Origin of the sequence: Acinetobacter sp. 2JN-4 (assembly GCF_003687745.1) — a bacterium.
GTDB lineage: Bacteria > Pseudomonadota > Gammaproteobacteria > Pseudomonadales > Moraxellaceae > Acinetobacter > Acinetobacter halotolerans.
The window spans coordinates 37,703-51,247 of sequence record NZ_RDNY01000004.1; the positions used below are offsets into that span (position 1 = coordinate 37,703).

Consider the following 13,545-nt stretch of genomic DNA (forward strand, 5'->3'; position numbering starts at 1 on the left):
TCATTAAATTGAGATCAAACCTTCATCAACCTACTTTAGTTTTAGTTGTTTAAAGTAATAAAAACCAAGGTAGCCATCTAATGACAGCAAAAATTTCACGACGGGAACTGATTCAAAAGAGTTTATTTGGTTTTGGGGCTTTGTCTTTATCCGCAGGTTTTACAGGGTGTAATAACAGTTCAGATAAAGAAAGCAATGCGCTGAAAGTCAGTTTTGATCATGGTGTAGCGAGCGGTGATCCATTGCAGGATCGAGTGATTCTTTGGACACGTCTTAGTCCAAACGAGGCAAGTGCTCGTTTGCAAGTCACTTGGGAAATTGCATTAGATGATCAATTTAAGCAAATCGTTAAGACGGATAAGGTGACAACCGCAGCAGCACAAGATTTTACGGTTAAGGTCGATGCAACAGGTTTGACACCGAATCAAAACTATTTCTATCGCTTTATTTTTGGTGATAAAAAGTCTCCTGTTGGACAAACCAAAACACTGCCGACCAGTACTTCAAAAGTCAGTTTCGCAGTTTGTTCTTGTTCGAATTATCCCGCTGGCTATTTCTACGTGTATCGTGAAATCGCAAAGCAAAATGTCGATGTGGTGATTCATTTAGGCGACTATATTTATGAATACGGTGCGGATGGTTATGCCACAGAAGATGCGGCTAAGCTCGGAAGAACCTTGGCAGCTGATAATGATCAAGAAATTATTAAATTAGATGATTATCGCAAGCGTTATGCGCTGTATCGTAACGATAAAGATCTACAAGCACTGCATCAACGTCATCCTTTTATTGTCGTTTGGGATGATCATGAGTTGGCCAATGATACTTGGAAAGAGGGTGCGGAGAATCATCAAGAAAACGAAGGTAGTTTCCTTGAGCGTAAACTTGCAGCATTACAAGCCTATTTTGAATGGATGCCGATTCGTCCAGTATCTGAGACAGATCATTTAAATATTTATCGTCAGTTTGATTTTGGCAATCTGGTACAACTGACCATGCTGGATACCCGAATTTTAGCACGAGATAAACAACTTGATTATGCAGACTATTTGACTGCTTCAGGTTTGGATATTCAAAAGTTTCAACAAGATTTAACCAATCCTGCACGCACTTTGATGGGCTATACCCAACGTGATTGGTTGCTGGGGAAATTACAACAATCTACCGCAACATGGAATGTATTGGGTCAGCAGATTCTTATGACCAAAATGCTAATTCCAGCTGAATTATTATTGTCGCTTGCAGAAATTACTTCAGGCAATCCGAGCACAGACACATTAAATCAAATGACGACTCAGATTACTGAGTTAGTGACTCTGAAAATGCGTCTTAAACAAGGTGATCCAAGCCTCACTGAGCAAGAAAAAGCGCGTGTGCTGACGGTTGCTCCTTATAACCTAGATGCTTGGGATGGCTATTTTGCTGAACGTGAGATTCTATATGGCACTTTGGCGCAGTTAAAAAAGAAAGTCGTGGTCCTTGCAGGGGATACGCATAACGCATGGTCGTCTAATTTATATAGCAAAGATGGTGCTTTTGTCGGCGTTGAGCTGGCAACCTGTTCAGTGTCTTCGCCAGGGATGGAAAAATACCTTAATATCCCTACGGCACAGCTTCAACAATTCGAGTTTGCATTTACGGCGTTGATTGATGAATTAAATTACTGCAATTTGAATCAACGAGGTTATTTGATGGTTCAATTTGATGAAACTCAAGTTGAATCTCAATGGGTATTCGTTGATTCGATTAAGAAGCCTGAATATATGATAGATCAAGCACGAGGTTATCAATTGATTTTAGATAAGAATTTATTAGCTATGAAAACGGCTCAGCAAGTCGCGTAAATTAAACTCTTAATATAGCCAAGTCGTTGTACTTGGCTTTTTTATGCTTCGTTAAATTTCAGACATAAAAAAACCAGCTTACGCTGGATTTTTATTTGCACCATATTTCATTAGCTGAAAAATGGTGCCCGAGGCCAGACTCGAACTGGCACGCTTTGTGGGCGGGGGATTTTAAATCCCCTGTGTCTACCGATTTCACCACTCGGGCTTTACCAATGGAGGCGGAGGTCGGAATCGAACCGGCGTACACGGAGTTGCAGTCCGCTGCATGACCACTCTGCCACCCCGCCATCTCTTGGTGATGCACATATTAGCAATCTTTAGAAAAAAAACAATAGTGTTTGTCGCGAATATGCACATAAAAACAACATCTAAAAGAATATTGCTCAAATTATCATGTATTATTTACGCAATTGATTCATACCCATTTTGGAGATGCGCTGTGGCATTGGTTTTAGACGGTCGTGCATTGGCAACACAAATCGAAGCAGATTTATTGGTACGTGTAGAAGCATTAAAAGCAAAATCGGGGCGTACCCCAATTTTGGCGACAATCTTAGTTGGTGATGATGGTGCATCGGCAACTTATGTGCGTATGAAAGGTAATGCTTGCCGTCGTGTAGGAATGGATTCGCTTAAAGTTGAGCTTCCGAAAGAGACGACAACTGAACAATTGCTTGCAGAAATTGAAAAGTTAAATGCAAATCCTGATGTACACGGGATTTTGTTGCAACACCCAGTGCCAGAGCAAATTGATGAAAGAGCTTGTTTTGATGCAATTTCATTGGCAAAAGATGTCGATGGTGTGACTTGCTTAGGTTTTGGTCGTATGGCGATGGGCGAGTCTGCTTATGGTTCAGCGACTCCAGCAGGTATCATGACCATTTTGCAAGAAAACAAGATTGAGATTGCAGGCAAACATGCCGTTGTGGTTGGTCGCTCTGCGATTTTAGGTAAACCAATGGCAATGATGCTATTACAAGCCAATGCAACCGTTACGATCTGTCATTCACGTACACAAAATCTTGCTGAGTTGGTTAAACAAGCCGACATTATCGTGGGTGCAGTAGGTAAAGCCGAATTGATTCAAAAAGATTGGATTAAGCAAGGTGCTGTTGTGGTTGATGCTGGTTTCCATCCACGTGATGGCGGTGGTGTTGGTGATATCCAATTAGTCGGTATTGAAGAGATTGCGTCTGCCTACACACCAGTACCAGGTGGAGTAGGTCCTATGACGATTACCACTTTGATTCGTCAAACAGTTGAAGCTGCTGAACAAGCATTAGGCTAAATCTCCCCCTAACCCCCTCTTTATAAAAGAGGGGGACTTAAAAGAATTAAAGAAACGATATGAGCTGTACTTTTCAATTTGCTAAAGCGCCTGAACAGTTACTTAAAGCATTGCATGATGTGATTCCAAATACTGACTTATTGGCACAACAATTACCTGAAACGCCGATTTCTTTATGGCTGATACCGCCAGTATTTCCTACAGATCGTTTGGATGATGAAGTCATTCGACGTATTTGGAATGAAACGCCGTATTGGATTTTTTGCTGGGCATCTGGCTTAGCAATGGCACAATGGTTATTGGCAGAACCGCATCATGTTAAAGATAAAGTTGTTCTAGATTTTGGTGCTGGTTCTGGTGTGGTTGCAATAGCTGCAAAAATGGCAGGTGCGAAACGCGTTATTTGTTGTGATATTGACCCCATTAGTCTTGAATCATGCCGTGAAAATGCGCTCTTAAATGATGTAGAGCTTGAATATCTCGATGATCTCTATAAATCAGAACAAGTGGATGTCTTGCTTGCTGCTGATGTACTTTATGATCAGTGCAATCGCTTCTTTTTAGATGAATTTTTGAAATTCGCACCTGAGGTTTGGGTTGCTGACAGTCGGGTTAAAAATTTTAGCCACCCAAAATATATAAAGATTGATGAGCGAAGTGCAACAACTTGGCCTGATTTAGATGAAGCGAAAGAGTTTAAAAATGTGAGTTTCTATCGAACGAAATAAGTCTCTTGCTGGTCTAAAAATAAGGTTTATTGTCTATTTCAAAGATATAAAATCATAACACAGCATCGTTTAACATCATGTTAAAACATTCAATGGAATAAAAAGATAATCGATTTAAATTTCGTTCAATAAAGTTGACTAAAAAAAGGAATATGATATGAATATTCAACACGTTGATGATGGCAAACATGGTGCTTTTAAGCTTTTAGACGGTGATGTATTGGCAGGCGAAATGGCTTATACATGGGCTGGAGATGAGATGCTCATTATTGACCATACCGATGTTAGTGATCAATTTCGTGGGAAAGGCGTTGGTCGTCAATTATTAGATGCCTTGGTTGAATTTGTACGACAACGTCATGTGAAGGTGATTCCTTTATGTCCTTTTGCAAAATCAGTGTTTGATAAAGATTCATCCATTCATGATGTGCTAAAAAAATAAATTTGGTTGGATGTATTCATCATCAATATCTGCATACATCCATTCTATATTTATGTGATTAAGAACATGTATAACGAACGACAGTAAGTGTGGTTGGTCGAGTCTCAAGTGCTTGACGAGTGGCATAACCTTCGCTGTTATTTAAATCAGGGGAGTTGGATAGACCAAAAGTTGTGCGACTGGTGCCAAGCTGAACACCGTATTTTTCTTGTGTAGCAGGGTTCATGATTTCATTGGTGCTTAGAATTGAAATTTTATAATTTTTTTCTGCACCGAGCACTTGTTTACATGCATGCTGCAATTTTTTCTCATCCACATTTGCATTGCCACGTGCAGAAAGTGTATAGGCAATCGTCGCCGAAGTTGCTGTTTTATCTTCAATTTGATAGCCCTTTGCACCATTATATTGATGTGAGCTTGTCTGACATGCAGCAATCAAAAGTGTACCGCTTACAATAAAGAATAAATTGGTTTTTTTCATATCAATGATCCTGTTATTTATACTTTAAGTATCGCATAAAATGATTTTTGAATTGTGTGTAATCTTTTAAAAATGGTTTTTTCGTCACTTTTGTATTCAAAAATAAAGAAAGAATTTTCGTTTGCGAACAATTTTGCATATAATCGCCCAAGTTTTTAATTTAATACAGAAGTCGTTGCTTTATTGCAGTATTACGCTCCGTTTTTTTCGGGTGTTTAATTCATTGCTCTAATACATCAGGCCAGTCTGGATAGGTATGTCATGATCTCTACAGATAGTCAAAAAAAATATGTGGTTGCATTTGATCAAGGTACAACGAGTTCACGTGCGATCGTATTGGATCACGATGCGAATGTCATCACCATAGCTCAGCGCGAATTTACCCAAATTTACCCACAACCAGGTTGGGTTGAGCATGATCCAATGGAAATCTGGGCGACCCAAAGTGCAGTATGGGTTGAAGCGTTAGCGCAAGCGAGTATTTCTAGTGATCAAATTGCTGCGATTGGGATTACCAACCAACGCGAAACTACGGTGATTTGGGACAAAAAAACGGGCAAACCTATTTACAATGCCATTGTTTGGCAAAGTCGCCAAAGCAATGAAATTTGTAATCAGCTTCGTCAAGATGGCTGGCAAGACTATGTGCGAAAAGTTACGGGTTTAGTGGTTGACCCATACTTCTCTGCGACAAAAATTAAATGGATTCTCGATCGGGTCGAAGGCAGTCGTGAGCGCGCTGAACGTGGCGAGCTTCTATTCGGTACAATTGATACATGGCTTATTTGGAAACTCACCAATGGTCAAGCTCATGTGACGGATTATACCAATGCCTCTCGGACCATGTTATTTAACATTGAAACATTGGAATGGGACGATAAGCTACTTGAAGCTTTAAACATCCCTAAAGCAATGTTGCCTGAAGTGCGTAGCTCTTCAGAGGTTTATGGATACACGCATACTATCAGTGGACAAGAAATAGGCATTCCGATCGCTGGTATCGCAGGGGATCAACAAGCCGCATTATTTGGTCAAATGTGTGTTGAAGTAGGACAAGCAAAAAATACCTACGGCACAGGCTGTTTCTTGTTAATGAATACAGGAAAGCGCATTGTTCAGTCGGACCATGGCTTGTTGACCACCATCGCATGTGGTGCAAAAGGCGAAGTGAACTATGCACTTGAGGGTGCTGTGTTTAATGGCGGCTCGTGTGTGCAATGGTTACGAGATGAAATGAAAGCGATTAATGATTCGCATGATTCTGAATATTACGCAACCAAAGTCAAAGATAGTAATGGTGTCTATGTTGTTCCTGCCTTTACCGGACTTGGAGCTCCTTATTGGGACCCGACCGCACGTGGTGCAATCTTGGGAATTACAAGAGGGGTCAGTATCGAGCATATTATTCGTGCGACTTTGGAATCGATTGCGTATCAAACGCGTGATGTTTTAGATGCAATGCAGCAAGATTCAGGTGAGAAGTTACGTACGCTCCGTGTTGATGGTGGCGTCACAGCCAATAATTTCTTGATGCAGTTCCAAGCTGATATCTTAGGTACTTCAGTTGAACGTCCTGCAATGAAAGAAACCACAGGTATGGGTGCGGCATTTCTTGCTGGTTTGGCTGTCGGTTTTTGGTCGGATCTGAATGAATTGAAGAGTAGAATGACCATCGAGCGCACTTTTACGCCTGAAAGTAGTCGAGATAGAACTGAGAAGCTCTACAAAGGCTGGTTAAAAGCGGTCGGTCGTACTCGGGATTGGGATGAGGATTAAGTTCGACTGAGTGCCTGTATCGGATGAGTTGAAATAACATAGGATGGATGAGCATGAGTTTGATATTACGCCAACAAAAGACCCTCGAATTAGTACGCGAGCGTGGCTATATTAGTATTGAAGAACTTGCCCAATATTTTGATGTTACACCTCAGACGATTCGACGTGATATTAATCAGTTGGCAGATGAAGGCTTATTGCGTCGCTATCATGGCGGCGCAGCACATGATTCGAGTGTTGAAAACACAGAGTACACAATGCGTGTCGGCCACATGCTTGAACAAAAGCGTTCTATTGCGGAAGCTGTTGCCGCAGCAGTACCTGATCATGCTTCATTGTTCATCAATATCGGTACTTCAACTGAAGCTATCGCGCATGCCTTGTTAAATCATACGGGCCTAAAAATTATTACCAATAATTTAAATGTTGCTAAAATTTTGAGTACCAAAGAAGATTTTGAAGTACTGATCGCCAGTGGACGCGTTCGCCCTGATGGTGGGGTGATCGGGCAGGCAACGGCTGATTTCTTTAAGCAATTTAAAGCAGATTATGCGTTGGTTGGGATTAGTGGTATCGACGAAGATGGCACGTTATTGGATTTCGATTTTCAAGAGGTTTGTGTTTCCCAAGAAATTATTTCTAGTGCACGTCAGGTTTTTTTAGCGGCTGATAGCAGTAAGTTTGGGCGTAATGCGATGATTCGTTTAGGTTCGCTTAAACAAGTGGATTGTATTTTTACTGACCAACAACCCAATGATCAATATATGAAAACCATACGAGATTTGGATATTGGATTGATCGTTGCAAAATAAATATTCATTTTCGAAAATATGTTACTTTTTTTGAATGAGCTGTTTTTTGCTTCGTTCACTTTATATAAAATTATTTTTTATTCTTTATAAATATTGTATTTAATAAGCTTATCATTATTTCCCCCTTTCTTTCAGTTTTTTACCATCAGTCTAAAAATGTCGATAAATTGACATTTTTATCGTGTATTTTTATTGTCTATTTTCATTTTATATGTTTAAATTTTCATTATTGAACAATATCGAAAATTTGCGGTGATGTATGCCAAATTCTCCTCAGCTAACGAATAAAATTTATGATCTTGCGATCATTGGTGGTGGTATCAATGGTGTAGGTATCGCAGTCGATGCGGCTGGTCGCGGATTATCGGTGTTTTTATGTGAAAAGGATGATTTAGCGAGTCATACTTCTTCCGCAAGCAGTAAGCTCATTCATGGTGGTTTGCGCTATTTAGAACACAAAGAGTTTCGCTTAGTGCGAGAGGCGTTGGCTGAGCGTGAAGTGTTATTGAATAAAGCGCCACATATTATTCGTCCGATGCGCTTCATCATGCCACATCGTCCACATTTACGCCCAGCTTGGCTGATTCGTACAGGACTATTTTTCTATGATCACCTTGGAAAGCGCGAGAAATTACTGGGTTCAAATAACGTTTATTTTAAAGAAGATAGCCCATTAAACTCGGCGATTACCCGTGGTTTTGAATATTCTGATTGTGCGGTAGATGACTCACGTTTAGTGGTGCTGAATGCGATGCATGCGCGTGAAAAAGGTGCTGATATTGTGACACGGACCCGTTGCTTATCCGCCAAGCGTGACGGGGAGTACTGGATAGTTGATTTGGAAAATGCACAGGGGGCATTTCAAATCAAAGCGAAGGCTTTGGTCAATGCCGCAGGTCCATGGGTTGCTCAGTTTATCAAACAAGATTTACAACTTAAATCACCGTATGGGATCCGTTTAATTCAAGGCAGTCATATTATTGTGCCGAAGCTTTATGAAGGTGATAAGGCCTTTATTATGCAAAATGATGACCGTCGTATCGTGTTTGCGATTCCTTATTTGGATCAATACACCATGATTGGAACAACGGATCATGAATACAAAGGTGATCCAGCTCAGGTGAAAATTACTCAAGGGGAAATTGACTATTTGGTTAAGGTGAGTAATGAACATTTTAAAAAGCAATTAACTCAAGACCAAATTATTTCGACTTTTGCTGGTGTGCGTCCGTTGTGTGATGACGAGTCGGATAATCCTTCTGCGGTGACACGTGATTATACCTTGGCATTGTCAAAGCAAGCAGTCGGCGAAGCACCATTGCTTTCTGTATTTGGCGGAAAATTAACAACTTACCGTAAGTTGGCCGAATCTGCGATGCAGCAGCTCAAAGCATTCTTCCCAGAAATGCAGGGACGCTGGACGGCAAAAGAAGTCTTGCCAGGTGGTGAGAAGATGGATACTGTTGAGCAGTTGGTTCAGGAAATTCTTCTACAAGTGACTGATGCACCAGAGTCCTTAGCTAAACGTTGGGCATCTGCTTATGGTACACGTGTGTGGAATATTCTGGGGGAAGCCACTTCTGTCGCGCAGCTTGGGCAGCATTTTGGTCAGGGCTTATATGTCAGAGAAGTGGACTATTTGTGGCGTTTCGAATGGGTAACGACCAGTGAAGATCTTCTTTGGAGACGCTCTAAGCTTGGTTTAGGCATGAGTAATGATGAGGTCGCATCATTGGATGTATATTTAAAAACTAAAAATCAGGCACCTAACGCAGCTTAAAATATTGACCCCTTATCCTAGTATTAAGATAAGGGGTTAAATTTATTAATATTTAAACTTAAGCGCAACGCTATAGTTTGCAGGTTCTCCGTAGAATGCTTGACTATAAGTGAAGCTATTTAAATAATTTTTATCGGTGACATTATTTGCATTGGCCTGAACGGTGAAATGTTGGTTCACTTCATAGCTTGCCATTAGATTAAGTAAAGCATAATCACTTTGTTTCAAATACGCCGATTTCACATTGTCAAAAATCGAGGTTTTCCCTTGCCATTGCAGTCCTGCGCCAACTTTGAGTTTTGGTAGTTGAGCAGGTGTATAGGTGGTCAGTAGATTAAAGGTTTGAGTCGGATTATAAGTTCTCGCAGCCCCACCATTTTTTAGATCTTGTAAACTAAATTGAGCATAACCAAGAGAGACGTTGACTTGATCGGTTAATTGTCCTGCCAAACCAACTTCGACACCTTGTGAGCGTAAATCACTAATGCCAACTTTTCGATTTAAAGGATGTCCGTCACTTGAGCGCAGAGGATAATTATTTTCTTCTGTTCTAAAGATTGCCAAGGTTCCTGTTAGTTTGTCATCTAACCAAGCACTTTTAATCCCAACCTCATAGCTTTTACCTTCGATTGGATCGGCAACTTTTCCTGTGGCTTCATTCACAGAAGTTTGAGGGCGAAAGATCGAGGTGTAACTCATATAACCTATATATTCAGGGCTAAAGTTATAGCTAATCCCTGCATAAGGCGAAAGCTTACTTTCATCGTAATTCATTGGTGAAGTGTAGCTATAACCCTCACTTTTTGCTTTAACGTAGTTGGCGCCAAGTGTCACTTTGAGATCATCATTGAGGTGAAGACGTGTGGCGGCATAAATAGATTCATTACGTTGGCTGTAGTCAGCTTGTTTGACGAAATCTGACCAAGTGACATGCTTTGGTGTCCAGCTTGCCCAATTGGTTGTATAAGGTGTAACTGAGATTTGTCCGTTGTATTCAGAGCTTACATGATTGATATTGCTGTCATGTAGCGTACCTTGCTTTTGGTGGTCAACTTGATCACTTTTAGAAAAGGTATAACCAATGATTGCTTCATGCTCTCGATTAAATAGGTCAAATTTGCCTTGAAGATTAAAATCAGCAGTGTGTAGTTTATTATTCTCTAAATAACCATTTGGTGTTAATGAAACTCCTGAGCCGTCTGCGTTTGGATAGCCGTAATAGTATAAAAGCTGGCTTTCACGATCTTTTTCATTGTAGTTATAGCTTAGGTTAGCAGACCATGTATCTAGGAATTTTTGTTTTAGTTCAATAAATGCATTTCTAGAAGTGTTGTCCCAATATGCCCAATCTGGATTGGGGTTAAATGAGCGATCATAACTGAGTTGTTTGCCAGAACTATCCATGAGTGGAATCGCACCCCAGTTGTTGGCATTTGGCTTATTTTTTTCTTGACTGGCACCAATGGTGAGAAGGGTAGAGTCAGTAATATCTGCTTCTATAACGCCTACAATTCCATTTTTTTCTGAGGAATAACGATCGAGATGTGAGTCACCTGTTTGTTGGAAGCCAGCCAATCTTGCACGTATACGATCATTTAAACGACCAGAAGCATCCGCTTCATAGCGTTGCGTGTCCCACGAACCATAGCTAAGAGAGCTGCTGGCTTGAAATTCTTTTGTTGGACGTTTCCGAACATAATTGATGGTTGCACTTGGATCACCAAAGGCATTGGTTAATGCATTTGCACCTTTTACGACTTCAACTCGATCATAAAAATAGCTGTCAGGATTGATATCTGTGGTATTCCAATTGGTTAGTGGAAATCCCACACCATCAATTAATATGTTAGAAATTTCAAATCCACGTGCCATATATACGGCTCGTTCCGTTTCAAGCGCATTGACTGTCACGCCAGGGGTATTATTTAAAATATCTCGTGTTGAGGTTAAACCAAAGTCTTCGATCTGTTGGCGTGTCACAACATTGATAGTTTGAGGGGTTTCTTTGGCTTCGATATTGAGCTTGGTCGCACTTGAGCTATTTTTAATCGTATAGGCTTTGGTGCTTTCAGAATCTGAAATTTCATTCTGAGTCGCTTTGACTTGAATGGTTGGGAGTTGCTGTGACACTTCTTCTGCTGCAAAGCTATAGGGGCTAATGCTGACTAAGCTTGATAGTGCAAGAAAAAGTGAGTTTCGTTTGAAGGAGAGAGTCGAGCTCATATTTACAACCATGTAAATGAGAAATATTATTATTACAATTATCGTTAAAAATGTTTTGTTTTGCAATTTTTTTGTTATGAAGTTTTGGGATACACGGGTGAAATCTAAATATTAAGTTGGGATTTACAAGATATAGAAGATGGAAAAGTTGAATACATGATATTAATTTTTATTAAAAGTTAAATATAAGTAATTAATATTAAATATGTCTTAACAATATGAGGGATGCTTAAAAAATTAAATAAATATAATAATCAGCAAATTAGAATTTATTATTAATTTTTTAAATATATTGATGATAACAATTCTTGTTAAGGTTGAGTGAATAATGTATATTCCGTTTCAGTTTGTAACATCACATAACATTCTGTATATTTGAATATGAATAAAACAATTCGTTTTTATGCTGCATGTGTAGCATCTATCCCTCTCTCTGCGATCGCTGCTGACTTAAAGTCTCCCCCGAGTCCAGAACAAATCTCTACATTGGAAGTCGTTCGGCAGGACCAGCGTTTAAATGAATTAAAGCAACAATTACTTGAGCAAAACATTCAGCTCACACCAAAACCAGCCAAGGATCATCAAAGCTTACAATCGATTGTTGTTGCAGAAAACCCATGTTTTAAAATCAACCAACTCAGTTTAGATATTACAAACAATCAGGATCAGAGATACAGCTCAAAAGACTTCGACTTTGTCATCAAAGCATTAAGTGATCCCAAAAAAGGAATTTTGGGGCAATGTATTGGCACGCAAAGCCTACAAAACTTGGTGAAATTTGCACAGAATGAAGTGCTTAAGAAAGGCTACCTCACAACGCAAGTCATTGCTCCTCAACAAGACTTAAATACGGGCATTTTAGAATTACAGCTTGAACTAGGGCGATTGCATCAAGTGATTCGGCAAAAAGCAGAACCCTCGCAATTAGAACTTTCGGCTGCGTTACCTTTTAAGGAAAATGATGTCCTTAATCTGCGGCAGTTTGATCAAGGCTTAGAAAATTTAAAACGAGCAACCAATCGACGTTTAGACCTTCAAATAGTACCAACAACTGATGAGCACCATGAACATCGCGGCTATAGTGATGTATTGATTTCTGCTGAATCCTTACAAAAGCTGAATTTCAATGTTGGCGTTGATGACTCGGGCAGTAAAAGTACGGGGAAATATATTGGCAATGTCGGGATTGGGGTAAATAGCCCATTTCATCTTAACGATGCATTCAATCTAAACTTTAGTCATTCATTAGATAACTTGCATCGTGATCGTAACCAAAATTACTTTGCGAGCTATCAACTCCCATTTCGTAACTATGATCTGAGTATTAGCTTTAACCAGTCAGAATACGAACAATATGTTGCAGGCTATAACGAACCAATTTTATATAGCGGTAAAAACCAACAAAGTAATTTGACCATTTCACGTCTTTTAAGCCGTGGTAGTCACTATAAGACCAGTGTATATAGCAAAGTCTATCATAAGCGTAGCCAAAACTTTATTGACGACATTGAGGTAGGCGTACAACGACGTCAAACTTCAGGTTGGAATGCAGGATTACAACACCGTCAATATGTGGGGGATGGCACTGTAGATGTAGGGCTGGACTATCGACATGGAACTGGTGCTTTTAATGCCAAACTCGCCTCAGAAGAACAAATCCGCGTCAATGGTGTATTGCTTCCTTCAGAAGGGTATTCAAGAGCACCATTGTGGAGTGCGGACCTACGCCTTAACTATCCCTTACTGATTTTAGAACATCCCGCCCAATACCGTTTGAGCTGGAAAGGGCAATATGCGCCTAAGATTTTAGTCCCCCAGGATCGCTTCTATATTGGTGGTCGATACAGTGTTAGAGGCTTTGATGGTGATGTCATGCTCTCAGGAGATAACGGACATTACCTACAACAGGAAATGAGCTTTGGAACAGCGATCCCTAATACCCAATTTTATTTGGGTATTGATCAAGGCTGGGTCAACGGACGCAATAGCATTGCCAGTAAACGACACCTCATAGGCAGTGTATTTGGACTGCGTAGCTATTCCCGAGGGGTGTATTTAGATGCCTTTGCAGGACATGGGCTAGTTGCACCAAAAACCTTAGAAAAAGATTGGGTTACAGGCTTTAGCCTCAGTTATTCGTACTAAACCATATTTTTAATTTTTGAATA

The 13,545-nt window shown here is 40.1% G+C and carries 10 protein-coding genes and 2 tRNA genes; 8 read left to right on the forward strand and 4 right to left on the reverse strand.

Annotated features, from left to right (window positions below; all coding sequences use genetic code 11):
- The first annotated feature begins 80 nt into the window (after positions 1-80).
- On the forward strand, positions 81-1,844 hold the full coding sequence (locus EAH57_RS07230) for an alkaline phosphatase D family protein (RefSeq protein WP_121929476.1): 1,764 nt from the start codon (positions 81-83) through the stop codon (positions 1,842-1,844).
- A gap of 122 nt (positions 1,845-1,966) precedes the next feature.
- Here EAH57_RS07230 and EAH57_RS07235 read toward each other — a convergent pair.
- Together EAH57_RS07235 and EAH57_RS07240 are read right to left on the reverse strand one after the other, a co-directional pair.
- Positions 1,967-2,052, reverse strand: a tRNA-Leu gene (locus EAH57_RS07235).
- Between the two features lie 8 nt (positions 2,053-2,060).
- Positions 2,061-2,134: transfer RNA gene (locus EAH57_RS07240), tRNA-Cys, on the reverse strand.
- Between the two features lie 152 nt (positions 2,135-2,286).
- Between EAH57_RS07240 and folD the strand changes: the two genes are divergently transcribed.
- The 3 genes from folD to EAH57_RS07255 all read left to right on the forward strand — a co-directional run bounded on the left by folD (position 2,287) and on the right by EAH57_RS07255 (position 4,305).
- Positions 2,287-3,135 carry a bifunctional methylenetetrahydrofolate dehydrogenase/methenyltetrahydrofolate cyclohydrolase FolD gene (gene folD, locus EAH57_RS07245; RefSeq protein ID WP_121929477.1) on the forward strand — a complete coding sequence of 283 codons (849 nt, stop codon included), beginning with the start codon at positions 2,287-2,289 and terminating at the stop codon, positions 3,133-3,135.
- Between the two features lie 59 nt (positions 3,136-3,194).
- Positions 3,195-3,863, forward strand: coding sequence for a class I SAM-dependent methyltransferase (locus EAH57_RS07250; protein ID WP_121929478.1), 669 nt, complete (start codon positions 3,195-3,197; stop codon positions 3,861-3,863).
- Positions 3,864-4,020: 157 nt separating this feature from the next.
- Positions 4,021-4,305 carry a GNAT family N-acetyltransferase gene (locus EAH57_RS07255; RefSeq protein ID WP_121929479.1) on the forward strand — a complete coding sequence of 95 codons (285 nt, stop codon included), beginning with the start codon at positions 4,021-4,023 and terminating at the stop codon, positions 4,303-4,305.
- 58 nt (positions 4,306-4,363) lie between these two features.
- Here EAH57_RS07255 and EAH57_RS07260 read toward each other — a convergent pair whose 3' ends face one another.
- Positions 4,364-4,786: a hypothetical protein gene (locus EAH57_RS07260; protein ID WP_121929480.1), complete on the reverse strand. Its 423-nt coding sequence runs from the start codon at positions 4,784-4,786 to the stop codon at positions 4,364-4,366.
- A gap of 261 nt (positions 4,787-5,047) precedes the next feature.
- On the opposite strand from EAH57_RS07260, the gene glpK reads away from it, so the two are divergent.
- From glpK to glpD, 3 genes are all read left to right on the forward strand, one after another.
- Positions 5,048-6,562 carry a glycerol kinase GlpK gene (glpK, locus tag EAH57_RS07265; protein WP_121929481.1) on the forward strand — a complete coding sequence of 505 codons (1,515 nt, stop codon included), beginning with the start codon at positions 5,048-5,050 and terminating at the stop codon, positions 6,560-6,562.
- Between the two features lie 53 nt (positions 6,563-6,615).
- Positions 6,616-7,374, forward strand: a complete 759-nt coding sequence (locus tag EAH57_RS07270) for a DeoR/GlpR family DNA-binding transcription regulator (RefSeq protein ID WP_004670322.1) — start codon at positions 6,616-6,618, stop codon at positions 7,372-7,374.
- A 259-nt stretch (positions 7,375-7,633) separates the two neighbouring features.
- A complete protein-coding gene (gene glpD, locus EAH57_RS07275; RefSeq protein WP_121929482.1) occupies positions 7,634-9,154 on the forward strand; it encodes a glycerol-3-phosphate dehydrogenase in 1,521 nt (506 codons plus the stop codon).
- Between the two features lie 45 nt (positions 9,155-9,199).
- Here glpD and EAH57_RS07280 read toward each other — a convergent pair whose 3' ends face one another.
- On the reverse strand, positions 9,200-11,389 hold the full coding sequence (locus EAH57_RS07280) for a TonB-dependent siderophore receptor (protein WP_121929483.1): 2,190 nt from the start codon (positions 11,387-11,389) through the stop codon (positions 9,200-9,202).
- A gap of 369 nt (positions 11,390-11,758) precedes the next feature.
- Between EAH57_RS07280 and EAH57_RS07285 the strand changes: the two genes are divergently transcribed.
- Positions 11,759-13,522: a ShlB/FhaC/HecB family hemolysin secretion/activation protein gene (locus EAH57_RS07285; protein ID WP_121929484.1), complete on the forward strand. Its 1,764-nt coding sequence runs from the start codon at positions 11,759-11,761 to the stop codon at positions 13,520-13,522.
- Positions 13,523-13,545: the final 23 nt, after the last annotated feature.

Excerpts from the sequence above, each read along its gene's own strand:
- glpK (WP_121929481.1), top strand. The coding sequence starts at position 5,048 with ATGATCTCTACAGATAGTCAAAAAAAATATGTGGTTGCATTTGATCAA.
- glpD (WP_121929482.1), top strand. The coding sequence starts at position 7,634 with ATGCCAAATTCTCCTCAGCTAACGAATAAAATTTATGATCTTGCGATC.
- EAH57_RS07230 (WP_121929476.1), top strand. The coding sequence starts at position 81 with ATGACAGCAAAAATTTCACGACGGGAACTGATTCAAAAGAGTTTATTT.
- EAH57_RS07260 (WP_121929480.1), bottom strand. The coding sequence starts at position 4,786 with ATGAAAAAAACCAATTTATTCTTTATTGTAAGCGGTACACTTTTGATT.
- EAH57_RS07255 (WP_121929479.1), top strand. The coding sequence starts at position 4,021 with ATGAATATTCAACACGTTGATGATGGCAAACATGGTGCTTTTAAGCTT.
- EAH57_RS07250 (WP_121929478.1), top strand. The coding sequence starts at position 3,195 with ATGAGCTGTACTTTTCAATTTGCTAAAGCGCCTGAACAGTTACTTAAA.
- EAH57_RS07285 (WP_121929484.1), top strand. The coding sequence starts at position 11,759 with ATGAATAAAACAATTCGTTTTTATGCTGCATGTGTAGCATCTATCCCT.
- EAH57_RS07280 (WP_121929483.1), bottom strand. The coding sequence starts at position 11,389 with ATGGTTGTAAATATGAGCTCGACTCTCTCCTTCAAACGAAACTCACTT.
- EAH57_RS07270 (WP_004670322.1), top strand. The coding sequence starts at position 6,616 with ATGAGTTTGATATTACGCCAACAAAAGACCCTCGAATTAGTACGCGAG.